Below are 13,964 nucleotides of genomic sequence, written 5' to 3' on the forward strand. Positions count from 1 at the left end.
TGGGAGCGAGCCTGCTCGCGAAGAGGCCGGGACAGGCAACCCAAAACCATCAGGCACTGCGCGCCTGTAACAACTGCGCCGCACAAAGCGCAATCCGCGCACAGGCATCCGCCAGTTTCACCCGATCCAACACCAAACCAATGCGGATATGCCCCGCCGCACTCGGCCCGAACGCTTCACCGGCGAGGACCGAAACCCCATAGCCTTCCAGCAATTGCTCGGCAAACGCCTGGGCTCCCAGCCCGGTCTGGCGAACATCGACCATCACGAACATGCCGCCATCCGGACGAATCGGGTACAGCCCGGGGCAGCCCTGCAAACGCTCACACACCAGATCCCGGCGCAGGCGATACTCCTCGCGCATCTGCGTCACTTCCGGCAGGTCTGAGTGCAACGCAATCTCTGCAGCCTTCTGCACAAAATCCGGCAACCCGAACAACATGCTCAGCGACAAATTGACCAAGTGCTCGGCCAGCGATGTCGGCCCGATCATCCAGCCGATGCGCCAGCCGGTCATGGCGTGGGATTTCGACAGGCTGTTGATTGTCGCCGTGCGCTCAGCCATGCCCGGCAGACTCGCCGGACTGACGTGCTGCCCCTCGTACAGCAAATCGCTGTAGACCTCGTCGCTGATCAGCCACAAGTCATGCCGCACACACAGCGCCGCCAGCTCCTGCCAGATCAGCAGTGACAGACTCGCGCCGCTGGGGTTGTTCGGACTGTTCAACAGCATCGCGCGGGTTTTCGGCGTGATGCGCGCAGCGACATCAACCGGGTCGACACGAAAGCCGTTTTCCGGGCGCACCGGCACCGGCACTACCGTCGCGCCGCAAGCGCCAAACACGCCTTCGTAGGTGACATACATCGGTTCTGCAACAATTACTTCATCACCCGGATCCAGCAAGCATTGCGCCACCGAATACACCGCACATTGCGCGCCGGGCATGACGATCACGTGGTCGGCATCCACCGCTTGCCCGCTGCGCTGACGATGGCGTTCGGCAATCAGCGTGCGCAGCGCCGAACGGCCACGCACATCGGAATAATGGGTATCGCCGGCCAACAAGCTGTCGATTGCGCCGTGGACAATTGGCAGAGGCGTGTCGAAATCCGGATCGCCGATGCTCAGCAGCAGGATATCGACACCCTCGGCGCGCAACTCCAGCGCTCGGTCGTGAATCTGCCAGGCCGCTGCTCCCTCGCCGGCGATTCGTTGGGTCAAGGCTGAATAGCGCATGTACGTCTCCTGATTGCGCGGTCTCCAGCCTTCACCGTATCTCAAATCACGAAACGCGCCACCATCGCATTCAAATCCACCGCCAGACGCGACAATTCGTGGGTCGCGGCGCTGGTCTGATTGGCCCCGGCAGCCGATTGCGTGGCCAGATCGCGGATGTTGACCAGGTTGCGGTCGACCTCGCGCGAGACTTGCGCCTGCTCTTCCGAGGCGCTGGCGATGACCAGGTTGCGCTCGTTGATCTGGTGAATCGACTGGGTGATCTGCTCCAGCGCCACGCCGGCCGCGCGAGCCATTTCCAGGGTTGACTGGGTGCGCTGGTTGCTTTGCTGCATCGACGAGACCGCTTCGCCGGTGCCGTTCTGAATGCCGGCGACCATTTTTTCGATTTCCTGAGTCGACTGCGCGGTGCGATGGGCCAGTGCGCGCACTTCGTCCGCCACCACCGCGAAACCCCGTCCGGCCTCACCGGCGCGTGCGGCTTCAATGGCCGCGTTGAGTGCCAGCAAGTTGGTCTGTTCGGCAATGGCGCGGATCACGTCGAGCACTTTGCCGATGTCGCGGCCCTGCGCGGCGAGGCCTTCGATCATGTGCGCGGTGTTCTGCACGTCGTGGGTCATGGTCTGGATCGCGTCGACGGTTTTCACCACTTGATCGCGGCCTTCGCGGGCGGCGTGGGTCGACTGGTTCGAGGCTTCGGAGGTCGACACGGCGTTGCGCGCGACTTCTTCGACGGCGGCGGTCATCTCGTTGACGGCGGTGGCGGCTTGCTCGATTTCGTTGTTCTGCTGCTGCAAGCCACGGGAGGCTTCTTCAGTCACCGCGCTGAGTTCTTCGGCGGCAGCGCCCAGTTGCGTGGCAGAACCGGCGATCTGCTCGATGGTTTTACGCAGGTTGGTTTGCATGGTGGCCAGCGCCTGCAACAACTGCGTCGCTTCATCCTTGCCGTCGACTTCGATGACTTTGGTGAGGTTGCCGTCAGCGATGGTTTGCGCGGCCTGCACGGCGCGGTTCAGCGGTGTGACGATGCTGCGGGTAAGCAACCAGGCCAGCAGCACAGTGGCAATAGCCGCGAACACGGCGACGATAATGATCCCCGTGATCGCGCTGTCATAGTATTGACCCGCCTGAACTGATGCTGCTTTGGCGTCGGAAGCATTCATGGCGATCAGTTTGTTGAGCTGCTCGCCCATCTGGTCGGTGCCGTCCTTGATCCGCGTGTTGATCAGGGCACGCATCTCGTCGACCTTGTCCTGACGCGACAGCTCCATCATCTGGTTCTGCGCTTGCAGGTAGTTGTCGAGCGTGGTCGCGAAGCTCTGGTACAACGCCCGTTCTTCCGGGCCAGCCGGCAGTGCCGCGTAACTGGCCTGCGCGGCGCGAACCTTGTCGACCAGGACGCCGATGCGGGTCTGCGCTTCCTGCAACCCGGCCGCTTCGCGGTTGACCAGCACGCGGAACGACAGAATGCGCAAACGCAGGACGTTTTCTGTCACTACGGCAAGTTGCGTCACGCTGGGCAGTTGCGTCGAATCCATCTCGACGGACGCCTGACGGATGATCGACATGCGGTTGACGGCGAACACGCCGAGCACGATCACCAACAGGGCGATAAAGGCAAAACCGAGGAAGGCACGGGGCGCGATGTTCAGGTTACGCAGGGACATAGTTGAGCTCTCGGAAGATAGAAACTACGAGCGTCCATGCGTCATCACTGGCCCGAGGGGGGCGGGCTCAGTCCGGCGTCACTGTTTTAGGAAGTTATGTGCGCGCCTGATAGCTGTATCGGCCAGGCTTTAGGAAGATTGCGGGTCAGGGGTAACTATTTTTCAGGGTGTTACAAGATTGAAACACCCTGTGGACCTGTTTCACACGTTGTGTTTCGCCATCTGCCAGACGCGGGCAATATCGGTAGCGCGTTCGCGCAACAAACGCGGAGCCTCGGCGCAGGCCTGCTCCAGCGTCATCGGGCCACTGGTCACGGCGAAGGCCGCATCGATGCCGTGATCGTAAAGTTCCTGGTAACCCTCGCCCAAGGTGCCGGCGATGACGATCACCGGCACGGCGTGCTGTTTGGCAATCCGTGCGACACCGAACGGTGTCTTGCCGCGCAAGGTCTGGGCATCGAAGCGCCCTTCCCCGGTAATCACCAGGTCGGCGCCTTTAACGGCTTCGGCGAGGCCGACCAGTTCGGCAACCACTTCAACCCCGGCCTGAAATTGCGCGCCGAGAAAGGCCTTGGCGGCAAACCCCAAACCACCCGCCGCGCCGCTACCCGGTTCGTCACGTACGTCTTTGCCCAATGCTTGCGCGCAGAGTTCGGCGAAGTGCCCCAACGCCTGATCGAGTTGCTGCACCTGCGCGGGCGATGCGCCTTTCTGCGGGCCGAAAATCGCCGAGGCACCGTGCGGGCCGCACAGCGGGTTGTTGACGTCTGCGGCGATATCGAAGCGCACCTGTGCCAGACGCGGGTCGAGTTCGCTCAGGTCCAGTTTTGCCAGTTGCGCCAACGCCAGGCCGCCAGGTACCAGCGATTGACTCTGCGCATCAAGCAACTTCACGCCCAGCGCCTGCATCGCCCCTGCGCCGCCATCGTTGGTCGCACTGCCGCCAATCGCCAGAATTACCCGCTGCGCGCCGGCATCCAGTGCTGCGCGAATCAGTTCGCCGGTGCCGAAAGTGCTGCTGATGCAGGCATCGCGTTGCCCCAGCGGCACCAGTTGCAAGCCGCTGGCCTCGGCCATTTCAATGATTGCGGTGTGGTTGTGCGGCAACCAGCCCCATGCAGCGTCGACAGCTGTGCCCAGCGGGCCGCGCACGCGGGTGCGGCGCAGTTCGCCTTCGCAGGCGGCGAGGATCGATTCGACCGTGCCTTCGCCGCCGTCAGCCATCGGGCATTTGACCATCGTTGCCTGCGGCCACACCTGAGCGAGGCCGAGGGCAATGGCTTCGGCGACGCCTTGGGCACTGAGGCTGTCCTTGAACGAGTCGGGGGCGATAACGATCTTCATGGGAATTCTCCGGTTGCAATGCCCCACATGCTGCCAGTCGGCCTGCGTATTGACGCCTGTCCGCTGCACAAGTGGCGGGGGCGTTTATTGTTCATTTTCACAAAAGGCTCTGCGGTGAATGTACCGCCGCCATCGCGAGCAGGCTCACTCCTACAGGGGAATGCATTCCAAATGTAGGAGTGAGCCTGCTCGCGATGGCGTCTTTGAAGGCGCCCAATCAGTTCGGATCAGTCTGGGGAAGAAGCTGCACCCCAAGATACAGCGCCAACATCCCATCCAGCCTGAGCGGATCAACCCCGCTCAACTCGGCAATCCGCTCCATCCGATAACGCAGGCTGTTGCGATGAATCCCCAATGCATCGGCACACGCCTGACTCTGGCCATCGTGCTCACACCAACTGCGCAGCGTCGCCAGCAACTGCCCGTTGGCGTCCTTGGCGATCACTTTGCGCAAGGGTTTGAGCAGTTCGTCCAGCGCATCATCGTTACGATGCCGCCACAGCATTACCGGCAATCGATAGCGGTTCAGCGTCAGCAACCGCGAGTGCGGCAACACTTCCCGGCCATAGGCGAGCAAGTCGCCGACCCGTCGATAACAACGGCGCAATCCGGTGAGCCCATCAGCCTGTCCGCCCACGGCAATGCGCAGCACCTTCCAGCCCAGACCATCGAGTTTTTCCAGCAAGCGGTCATGCTCGACGTGCTGAGTCGCCGGGCGACACCACAGCAGCGATGACTTCGCCGAACTCACACACCAGCTATCGGGATAACGCGACATCAGCCAGGCACTCAGCGCCTCGACGGTTTGCCCCGGCCCATGTTCAAGGCCCAGCTCAAAAAGATACGGCACCCGCGTCAATTGCGGTTTCAGTCCGAGTTGTTGCGCTTCATCGACCAGACGCGGCGAGTCCCCCGCCTCGCTCAACAACAACGCCAGCAAGTCATCACAGCGCTGGCGCCGCCATTGCTGTTCGGCCTGTTGGTTGCGCTGGCCGACGAGCATCTCGGCGGTCATGCGCACCAGTTCTGCGTACGTACGCAGTTGCTCTGGTTCGCCGGTAATCCCGAGCACGCCGATCAAGCGTTGGTCGAGCAACAGCGGCAGATTGATACCCGGTTGCACGCCTTTGAGATGCACAGCGGTCTGCGCATCGATCTCCACCACGCGACCATTGGCCAGCACCAGTTGCGCGCCTTCGTGACGGGTATTGATGCGCTCCGGTTCGCCGCTGCCGAGGATCAGCCCCTGGCTGTCCATGACGTTGACGTTGTAGGGCAAAATGGCCATGGCCCGGTCGACGATGTCCTGGGCGAGGTCGTGATCGAGTTCAAACATGATGGGCAAGATCCTTGAAAAACGCGGCAGTCGGTTGTTCACCCGCACAGGGTCTGGCGGCAAACCCTGTGCTCAGGCACAAAGACAATCCGGCCAAAGGTGACCGAGACTCTCGGGGCGATCAACGTTACCCTTTGCATCGCAAAAAATCATAATAAAGAGAGAGCCGCTATGTCGCAGAGCGCCGCAGCTACCCAGACCATCGATGACGATAAAAACGCCGTCTACAAACGCATCACCCTGCGTTTGATCCCCTTCATTTTCATCTGCTACCTGTTCAACTACCTCGACCGGGTCAACGTTGGATTTGCCAAACTGCAGATGCTCGACGCACTGAAATTCAGCGAAACCGTGTACGGCCTCGGTGCCGGTATCTTCTTCATCGGCTACGTGCTCTGCGGCGTGCCGAGCAACCTGGCCCTGACCAGATTCGGCCCACGGCGCTGGATTGCCGTGATGATGATCACTTGGGGCACGCTGTCGACCTGCCTGCTGTTCGTCACCACCCCGACCGAGTTCTACACGCTGCGCCTGTTCACCGGTGCGGCCGAAGCCGGGTTCTTCCCGGGCGTCGTGTTGTACCTCTCGCAATGGTTCCCGACCTTCCGCCGTGGCCGGATCATGGCGCTGTTCATGTCGGCGATCCCGGTTTCCGGTCTGCTCGGCAGCCCGTTCTCTGGCTGGATTCTCAATCACTTCGCCGCAGGGCAAGGTGGTTTGGCCGGCTGGCAGTGGATGTTTCTGCTGCAAGGCATTCCTACCGTCATCCTCGGCGCCCTCGCCTATTTCCTCCTGAGCGACAGCTTCGCCAACGCCAAATGGCTGAGCCCGCATGAGCGTGCGGTGCTTGAGGCGGATCAAGCTGAAGACTTGGCGAACAAACCAAAAACCACCTCCGACTCGCTGTTGGCGGTGTTCAAGAACCCGGCGATCTGGGCGTTCGGCCTGATTTACTTCTGCATCCAGAGCGGCGTGTACGCGATCAACTTCTGGTTGCCGTCGATCATCAAGAACCTCGGTTTCAGCGATAACCTGGTGATCGGTTGGCTGAGTGCGATTCCGTATCTGCTGGCGGCGGTGTTCATGCTGGTGGTCGGGCGGTCGGCGGATTTGCGCAAGGAACGCCGCTGGCATTTGGTGGTGCCGATGCTGATGGGCGCGATCGGTCTGGTGATCGCGGTGAATTTCGCGGCCAATCCGGCGATTGCGATTCTCGGCCTGACCATTGCCACCATGGGCGCACTGACCGGCCTGCCGATGTTCTGGCCGGTGCCGACGGCGATGTTGAGCGCCGGTGCCGCGGCCGGTGGTCTGGCGTTGATCAACTCGATGGGGCAGATGGCTGGGTTCCTTAGCCCGTACCTGGTGGGTTGGGTCAAGGACAGTACGGGGTCGACCGATGCTGCGTTGTATCTGCTGGCGGCGGTGATTGTCGGCGGGAGTCTGCTGGCGTTGCGCATGACGCGGACGTTGCGGGCTTAAGGTTTTGATGAAAGAAAGAACGGCCCTTTTCAGGGTCGTTTTTCGTTGGGTATCTGGCTTGGTTTTTGTGGTGGTCTGTAGATCTTTTCCCCCTCACCCCAGCCCTCCCGAAACGTCGGATGAGCCAATATTCACTTTGCCGCATCGCACGCTTCTGGTATTTGATTAACCCTTTCCCACCGACAAAAGGATTTCGGCATGAGCTTTCGCATACTCGGGCACTCGGGGTTGCAGGTGTCCACCCTCACCCTCGGTACGATGATGTTTGGCGAGCAGACCAGCGCTGAGGATTCACTGCGTATCATCGACAAGGCCTGGGATCAGGGGATCAATTTCATCGACACCGCTGACGTCTACACCAACGGTCGCTCCGAAGAGATCGTCGGTGAAGCGATTGCCCGACATCGGCATGAGTGGGTGCTGGCAACCAAGGTCGGTTTCGGCCCGGTGGACGGTGTGCCGAATCGTAGCGGTTTGAGCCGCAAACACATTTTCAATGGCATCGATGCCAGCCTGACCCGGCTCGGCACGGACTATCTCGACATCTATTACCTGCACCGTGAAGACCACAACACGCCTCTGGAGGTCAGCGTTTCGGCGATTGGTGATCTGATTCGCCAGGGAAAAATTCGCTACTGGGGCCTGTCGAACTATCGCGGCTGGCGGATTGCCGAGGTGATTCGTATCGCCGACAAACTCGGCGTTGATCGCCCGGTGATCAGCCAGCCGTTGTACAACATCGTCAACCGTCAGGCCGAGACCGAGCAGATCACCGCGGCGCAAACCTATGGCCTGGGCGTGGTGCCTTACAGTCCGCTGGCCCGTGGCGTGCTCAGCGGCAAATACGCGCCGGACGCTACACCGGATGCCAACAGCCGTGCCGGGCGTCAGGACAAGCGCATTCTGGAAACCGAGTGGCGCGTGGAATCGCTGCGCATCGCCCAGCAGATTCAGCAGTACACCGAGCAGCGCGGCGTCGGCATGGTCGAGTTTGCGATTGCCTGGGTGTTGAACAACAGTGCGGTGACGTCGGCGATTGTCGGGCCGCGAACTGAAGCGCAATGGGATGCATACACCAAGGCGCAGACCGTGAAGATCACCGCAGCAGATGAGGCGTTTATCGATTCTCTGGTGACGCCGGGCCATGCATCGACGCCGGGATTCAACGATGTCAGTCATTTTGTGTCGGGGCGTAAACCGCAATTGGTTTAAGCATTTTCCCTTGTTCAGCAACAGCCGATACAATCGGCTGTTTTTCGTTGAAGCAAGCGCGATCAAACGGATGATTTGATTGAGCGTTCAGAAATAACCAAGGATTTAATACATGCTCAATCGCCCCGTTGAGGTATCCAGGAAGCCTTTGCGCGGGCTGCTGTTCAAACTGTTTGCCGATAAGTTTCCTGAGCCGGCAGCAACCGCAACTGTCGGGGATCGCAAACCCTCGATTGATTACCGTGCGGATATCGACGGCCTGCGCGCAATCGCGGTGTTGCTGGTGCTGATTTTCCACGGCGGCCTGACGTTCTTCCCGTCCGGGTTTATCGGCGTCGATATCTTCTTCGTGATCTCCGGTTATTTGACCACCGCAATCATCATGAAGTCGCTGAACAACGGCACGTTCACTTTCTCGGGGTTCTACACGCGGCGCATCTGGCGTCTGCAACCGGCCGTTATTGCGTTGCTGGGCGCAACGCTGATAGTCACAACGTTGCTTTACTTGCCCGATGACTATGTCGACTTTCTCAAAAGCGAGAAATACACCTCGTTAATCATCTCCAACCAGTACTTTTCCAAAGTAACCACGGGTTACGCCACGCCCGATGCGGCCAGTCTGCCGCTCTTGCACACCTGGTCGCTGGCCATTGAATGGCAGTGGTATCTGGCGCTGCCACTGGGCCTCTGGTTGCTCAACCGTTATCTGGCGAAAAGCCTGTTCAAAGCGGCGGTGCTCGGTTTGACCCTGGCGGCCATGGCGCTCGCGCTGTATCTGTCTTACTCGGCTCCTGAAAAGAACTACTACTTCTTCACTGCGCGAATCTTCGAATTGATGATTGGCTCCTGTGCGGTCATCTTCAGCACGCACACGTTCAGGCTCAATCGCCTGAGCGCCACGCTGGTCTGCGCGCTTTCGCTGGCGACAATCATCTACTGCGCCACCCTGGAAGATATCCTGCCGGGCTTTCCGCGATACCACGCCATTGCCGTGTGCCTCGCTACGGCGGCCTTACTGTTTAAGGGTGTTGGCGATGCGAGCGTCACCTCGAAACTGCTGGCGTTCAAACCCTTGGTGTTTATTGGCACGCTTTCGTACTCCTTGTACTTGTGGCACTGGCCGATCCTCGCAGTGATGAGTTACATGGGCATCGCGCTCACCCCGCCGATGACGATTGTTTACTTCGTCTGCACTTTCGCCACGGCCTGGCTCTGCTATGTGCTGATCGAAAACCGCTTTCGAAAGGCCCGGCTCGGCTTTACCAAAACCCTGGTCGTGCTGATGATCGTGCCGGCGATCGGCCTGTCTCTGCTCCACGCTGCCAGCGTCAGACAAGAAGGCTGGCCGAACCGCTTCAACCAAGGCTACAACGACGTGTTCAACGGCTTGAAAGCGTCTGTTCCGGCCAGTCGCGAGGGATGCCTGGGGGTCAGCGATGGCGCCGACCCTGGCTGTATATCGGGCGCCACACAGGCTGCACCGCAAATATTGCTGATGGGCGATTCGTTTTCGAATCATTACTGGGGCTTTGTGGAAACACTGGCCAAAGACGCCAATCTTGCCGTGCTCACACAGGGCTACCCGGCGTGCCTGGCCTTGCCCGATATCTACCTCTATGACGTGAATAAATACACGAACGGGCTGTATCAAAAATGCCACAACGCCGCTCAACGCTATTACGACATGATCGCGAAGCGGCATTTCAGGTATGTGATCGTGGGTCAGTTCTGGGAGGCCTATCTCGACGATGACATCGTCACCCAACTCGATGACCCGCGCAGCCCGGAACTGTCAAGACAACGCCTCGGCACAGCGATCCGCAAGGCCCTCGATATCATTGTCGAATCCGGTGCGACGCCGGTTTTTCTGGAAAATACGTTGCCCATGCCTGCGGGGATCAACACCTGCCTGCTGCAACAGGTCAAGCTGCGCGGCTTGATGGGCAGTGCCGAGCAAAGCAGCCTCTGCGCTACGGCGCCATGGTCTGGCGCAAAAGAGCCGGTGCTGGAACAACTGTTCAATGACCTGAAGACCGAATATCCCGGTTTGATCGTCATTGACCCGAAAATCGTGCAATGCAAAGACGACGCGTGTATGACCACCGTCGACGGTTTGCCGGTCTATCGTGATATTGGTCATATCACCGATTACGCCTCCTACAAGTTCGGCGAGATGTACCTGATGCGCTTCGGCAATCCGTTGAAGGTTGCGCAGTGACGTCGACTTTTAAGTCAAGGTCAAAAGATCGCAGCCTGCGGCAGCTCCCACAAGGAATGCGTGTGAATAATATTGAGCATCCGGCCAATATTCAGCACAAAAACCACGTATCCTTCGCGCCCGTTTGACCATCAACCCCCGCGAGGACAGTTTGTCTAAAGGTATCGCTCTATCGGTTTCAGCTTCGGTGCTGTTTGCCGTCATGTATTACTACACTTCGCTGCTCACACCGTTGAGTGGCGTAGAGATTTTCGGCTGGCGGATGCTGCTGACCGTGCCATGCATGACCGTGTTCATGCTGGTGTCCGGGGAATGGCGGCGGGTGCTGGAACTGGTTCGTGTGGTCGCGACAAAGCCAAAACTGGTCGCCGGGTTGATCGTCTCGGCTGCCCTGCTCGGTGTGCAACTGTGGCTGTTCATGTGGGCGCCGCTCAACGGCTACAGTCTCGATGTTTCGCTGGGTTACTTCCTGCTGCCACTGGCGATGGTCCTGACCGGAAGGATTGCCTACGGCGAAAGCCTGTCGTACCTGCAAAAAGTCGCGGTGTTCTTCGCATCCCTGGGTGTTGTGAACGAGCTGTACCAGGTCGGCGGATTTTCCTGGGCGACACTGGTGGTCGTGGTTGGCTACCCGCTGTACTTCGTGCTGCGCAAATACCTGAAGACTGACAATCTTGGCGGCTTGTGGGTCGACATGACGCTGATGCTCCCCGTCGCCTGGTGGTTTGTGCACGGTGGCGAGCAAGGCTTTGGCGTGTTTGATCAGTACCCGGGGCTGATGTGGCTGATCCCCTTGCTCGGCCTGATCAGTGCGTCGGCGTTGGTGGTGTACATCATCGCCAGCCGCTTGCTGCCGTTCAGCCTGTTTGGCTTGTTGAGTTATGTTGAGCCGGTGTTGCTGCTCGGTGTGGCGTTGCTGCTCGGTGAGAGCATCAAGTCCGGTGAATGGCTGACGTATATTCCGATCTGGCTGGCGGTGATTGTGCTGGTGTTTGAAGGCTTTAAACACTTGATGCGCCAAAGCCGTCCTTAAAGCAAAAGATCGCAGCCTGCGGCAGCTCCTACATTTGGAATGCGTATTTCCTGTAGGAGCTGCCGCAGGCTGCGATCTTTTGATCTTGAAAGAAATCCCGGCCCTGCATCGCTGCAGGTCGGGATTTTTCATTTCAGTGGTCGATTACTCAGTGGCAAGTACACCACGACGCACCTGATCACGCTCGATCGATTCGAACAGTGCCTTGAAGTTACCTTCACCGAAACCATCATCGCCCTTGCGCTGGATGAATTCGAAGAACACCGGGCCCATCAGGGTTTCCGAGAAGATCTGCAGCAGCAGACGCTTGTCGCCCTGTTCCGAGGCGCCGTCGAGCAGGATGCCGCGCGATTGCAGCTGATCAACCGGTTCGCCGTGGTTAGGCAGACGGCCTTCGAGCATTTCGTAGTAGGTGTCCGGCGGCGCGGTCATGAAGCGCATGCCGATCTTCTTCAACTGATCCCAGGTCTTGATCAGGTCGTCGGTGAGGAACGCCACGTGCTGAATGCCCTCGCCGTTGAACTGCATCAGGAACTCTTCGATCTGACCCGCGCCTTTGGACGATTCTTCGTTCAGCGGGATGCGGATCATGCCGTCCGGTGCGGTCATCGCTTTCGAAGTCAGGCCGGTGTATTCGCCCTTGATGTCGAAGTAACGGATCTCGCGGAAGTTGAACAGCTTCTCGTAGAAGTTCGCCCAGTAAGCCATGCGACCGCGATACACGTTGTGGGTCAGGTGGTCGATGATCTTCAGGCCAGCACCGACCGGGTTGCGGTCAACGCCTTCGATAAACACGAAGTCGATGTCATAGATCGAGCTGCCTTCGCCGAAACGGTCGATCAGGTACAGCGGCGCGCCGCCGATGCCTTTGATCGCCGGCAGGTTCAGCTCCATCGGGCCGGTTTCGATGTGGATCGGCTGAGCGCCGAGTTCGAGTGCGCGGTTGTAGGCTTTCTGCGAATCCTTGACGCGGAACGCCATGCCGCAAACGGACGGGCCGTGCTCGGCAGCGAAGTACGAAGCAACGCTGTTGGGTTCGTTGTTGAGGATCAGGTTGATCGCGCCCTGACGGTACAGGTGCACGTTCTTCGAGCGGTGGGTCGCGACTTTGGTGAAGCCCATGATCTCGAAGATCGGCTCCAGGGTGCCCGGCACCGGCGATGCGAGCTCGATGAATTCAAAGCCCATCAGGCCCATAGGGTTTTCGTATAAATCTGCCATGGTGGCACCTCATCATTTCTTATCAATTAACCAGGGTTATTTGTCAGTCATGTGAGGTCGGTGGGTGGCGCGCAGGAGATGCCACGCACACTGCGGGCGAGGAAGTCACCGTAGATCAGTTGAAACCCGAATATCTTCATTGTCGACCCAAGGCTCTTGCGGGCGAGGCTTCTGCTGCCAGAAGACGATTATTATTGTATGCGTAACCCGATTCTACACAGCGTAAATAGGCTTGTCTGCTCTCTCTATAAAATCCGCTTTCTGGCGCCCGGTGCAAGGGGTTTGTTGCAGAGGTAAATGCCCGTCAGGATCAGTACGCCACCCCCATACATGGCCAATGTCAGTTGCTCGCCCAGCAACACAGCGCCGAAGACTACGGCCGTCAACGGGTTCAGCGCGATAAACACCCCGCTGCGCGTCGCGCCGATTTTACGGATGCCGTCGTAGTAACCGATGTAGGCGAGCGCCGAGCCGAGGATGCCGAGGTACAGCAGGCTCAGCCATTGCGGCAGCCCCAGATCATCCAGCGCCTCCCAGCTCAGTTCGCCGCGCACAGCCGCCAGAACCCACAACATGAACGTGCCGATCAGGATCGAGTACGTCACGGTCTGCACCGGCCCCAGCGTCTGATTCAGCTCACGGGAAAACAACGAGTAAACACCCCAACCCAGCACGCAGCCAAGGATCAACAGATCACCGATCCATGCGTCAGGCGTTGCAGCCAGTAATTGTGGATTACGGCTGACGATCACCAGGCCGGCGCCAACAATACAGGTCGCGATGCCAGCAACTTTCACCCGGCCCAAGCGTTCTTTGAACAGCCACCACGAGGCAAGACCGATCACCGCCGGGTTCAACGCGACAATCAACGAGGCCCGCGACGCGTTGATGTATTGCAGGCCGTAAAAAAAGCACAGGTTATAGAAGAAGATCCCGAAGAACCCCAGCAACGCCAGTTGCAACCATTGCCTTGGCGCCGGACGCGCCAAGGGGATCCGCGCTAGCCACAAGAAGCCGAGCAGCGCCGCACTGGCGAGCAAGAAGCGCAGGCTGGCCGCGAGGATCGGGCTCAGACCTCCGGCCAGAAAACGCCCGGCGACAAAGGTCCCGCCCCAGATCATGGTCACCGCCGCCAGTGTCAGATAAACCGCAATGTCGGACGATGTTATGTGCAGTTGCTCGACGTTGCGCATGAGGCTCCAGACCAAAGAACT

General features: G+C 59.3%; 10 protein-coding genes. 4 read left to right on the plus strand and 6 right to left on the minus strand.

All coding sequences use genetic code 11. From position 1 onward, the window contains the following. Window positions 1-49: 49 nt before the first annotated feature. The 4 genes from PspR84_RS16245 to PspR84_RS16260 all read right to left on the minus strand — a co-directional run bounded on the left by PspR84_RS16245 (window position 50) and on the right by PspR84_RS16260 (window position 5,584). On the minus strand, window positions 50-1,237 hold the full coding sequence (locus tag PspR84_RS16245; RefSeq protein WP_160058133.1) for an aminotransferase class I/II-fold pyridoxal phosphate-dependent enzyme: 1,188 nt from the start codon (window positions 1,235-1,237) through the stop codon (window positions 50-52). 41 nt (window positions 1,238-1,278) lie between these two features. Continuing rightward, window positions 1,279-2,904 carry a methyl-accepting chemotaxis protein gene (locus tag PspR84_RS16250; protein ID WP_160058135.1) on the minus strand — a complete coding sequence of 542 codons (1,626 nt, stop codon included), beginning with the start codon at window positions 2,902-2,904 and terminating at the stop codon, window positions 1,279-1,281. A 201-nt stretch (window positions 2,905-3,105) separates the two neighbouring features. After that, window positions 3,106-4,248 (minus strand): glycerate kinase, encoded by a 1,143-nt coding sequence (locus PspR84_RS16255; RefSeq protein WP_160058137.1) that lies wholly within the window; start codon window positions 4,246-4,248, stop codon window positions 3,106-3,108. Window positions 4,249-4,465: 217 nt separating this feature from the next. Then, a complete protein-coding gene (locus PspR84_RS16260) occupies window positions 4,466-5,584 on the minus strand; it encodes a sugar diacid recognition domain-containing protein (protein WP_160058139.1) in 1,119 nt (372 codons plus the stop codon). Window positions 5,585-5,755: 171 nt separating this feature from the next. On the opposite strand from PspR84_RS16260, the gene PspR84_RS16265 reads away from it, so the two are divergent. The 4 genes from PspR84_RS16265 (at window position 5,756) to rarD (ending at window position 11,529) form a co-directional block, all read left to right on the plus strand. Next, entirely contained in the window at window positions 5,756-7,066 is a 1,311-nt protein-coding gene (locus PspR84_RS16265; protein ID WP_160058141.1) for an MFS transporter, read from the plus strand. A 198-nt stretch (window positions 7,067-7,264) separates the two neighbouring features. Next, the gene (locus PspR84_RS16270) at window positions 7,265-8,278 is read left to right on the plus strand and encodes an aldo/keto reductase (RefSeq protein WP_160058142.1); all 1,014 of its coding nucleotides are present in this window, start codon (window positions 7,265-7,267) and stop codon (window positions 8,276-8,278) included. 112 nt (window positions 8,279-8,390) lie between these two features. Next, the gene (locus PspR84_RS16275; protein ID WP_160058144.1) at window positions 8,391-10,496 is read left to right on the plus strand and encodes an acyltransferase family protein; all 2,106 of its coding nucleotides are present in this window, start codon (window positions 8,391-8,393) and stop codon (window positions 10,494-10,496) included. A gap of 151 nt (window positions 10,497-10,647) precedes the next feature. Next, complete coding sequence (gene rarD, locus PspR84_RS16280; protein WP_160058146.1) at window positions 10,648-11,529, plus strand: EamA family transporter RarD; 882 nt, start codon at window positions 10,648-10,650, stop codon at window positions 11,527-11,529. 144 nt (window positions 11,530-11,673) lie between these two features. Here rarD and hppD read toward each other — a convergent pair whose 3' ends face one another. Both hppD and PspR84_RS16290 read right to left on the minus strand, forming a co-directional pair. Further along, window positions 11,674-12,750: a 4-hydroxyphenylpyruvate dioxygenase gene (hppD, locus tag PspR84_RS16285; protein ID WP_007912211.1), complete on the minus strand. Its 1,077-nt coding sequence runs from the start codon at window positions 12,748-12,750 to the stop codon at window positions 11,674-11,676. 245 nt (window positions 12,751-12,995) lie between these two features. Then, window positions 12,996-13,943, minus strand: a complete 948-nt coding sequence (locus PspR84_RS16290; RefSeq protein WP_160058148.1) for a DMT family transporter — start codon at window positions 13,941-13,943, stop codon at window positions 12,996-12,998. Between the last annotated feature and the right edge of the window lie 21 nt (window positions 13,944-13,964).

This window comes from Pseudomonas sp. R84 (genome assembly GCF_009834515.1).
Lineage (GTDB): Bacteria > Pseudomonadota > Gammaproteobacteria > Pseudomonadales > Pseudomonadaceae > Aquipseudomonas.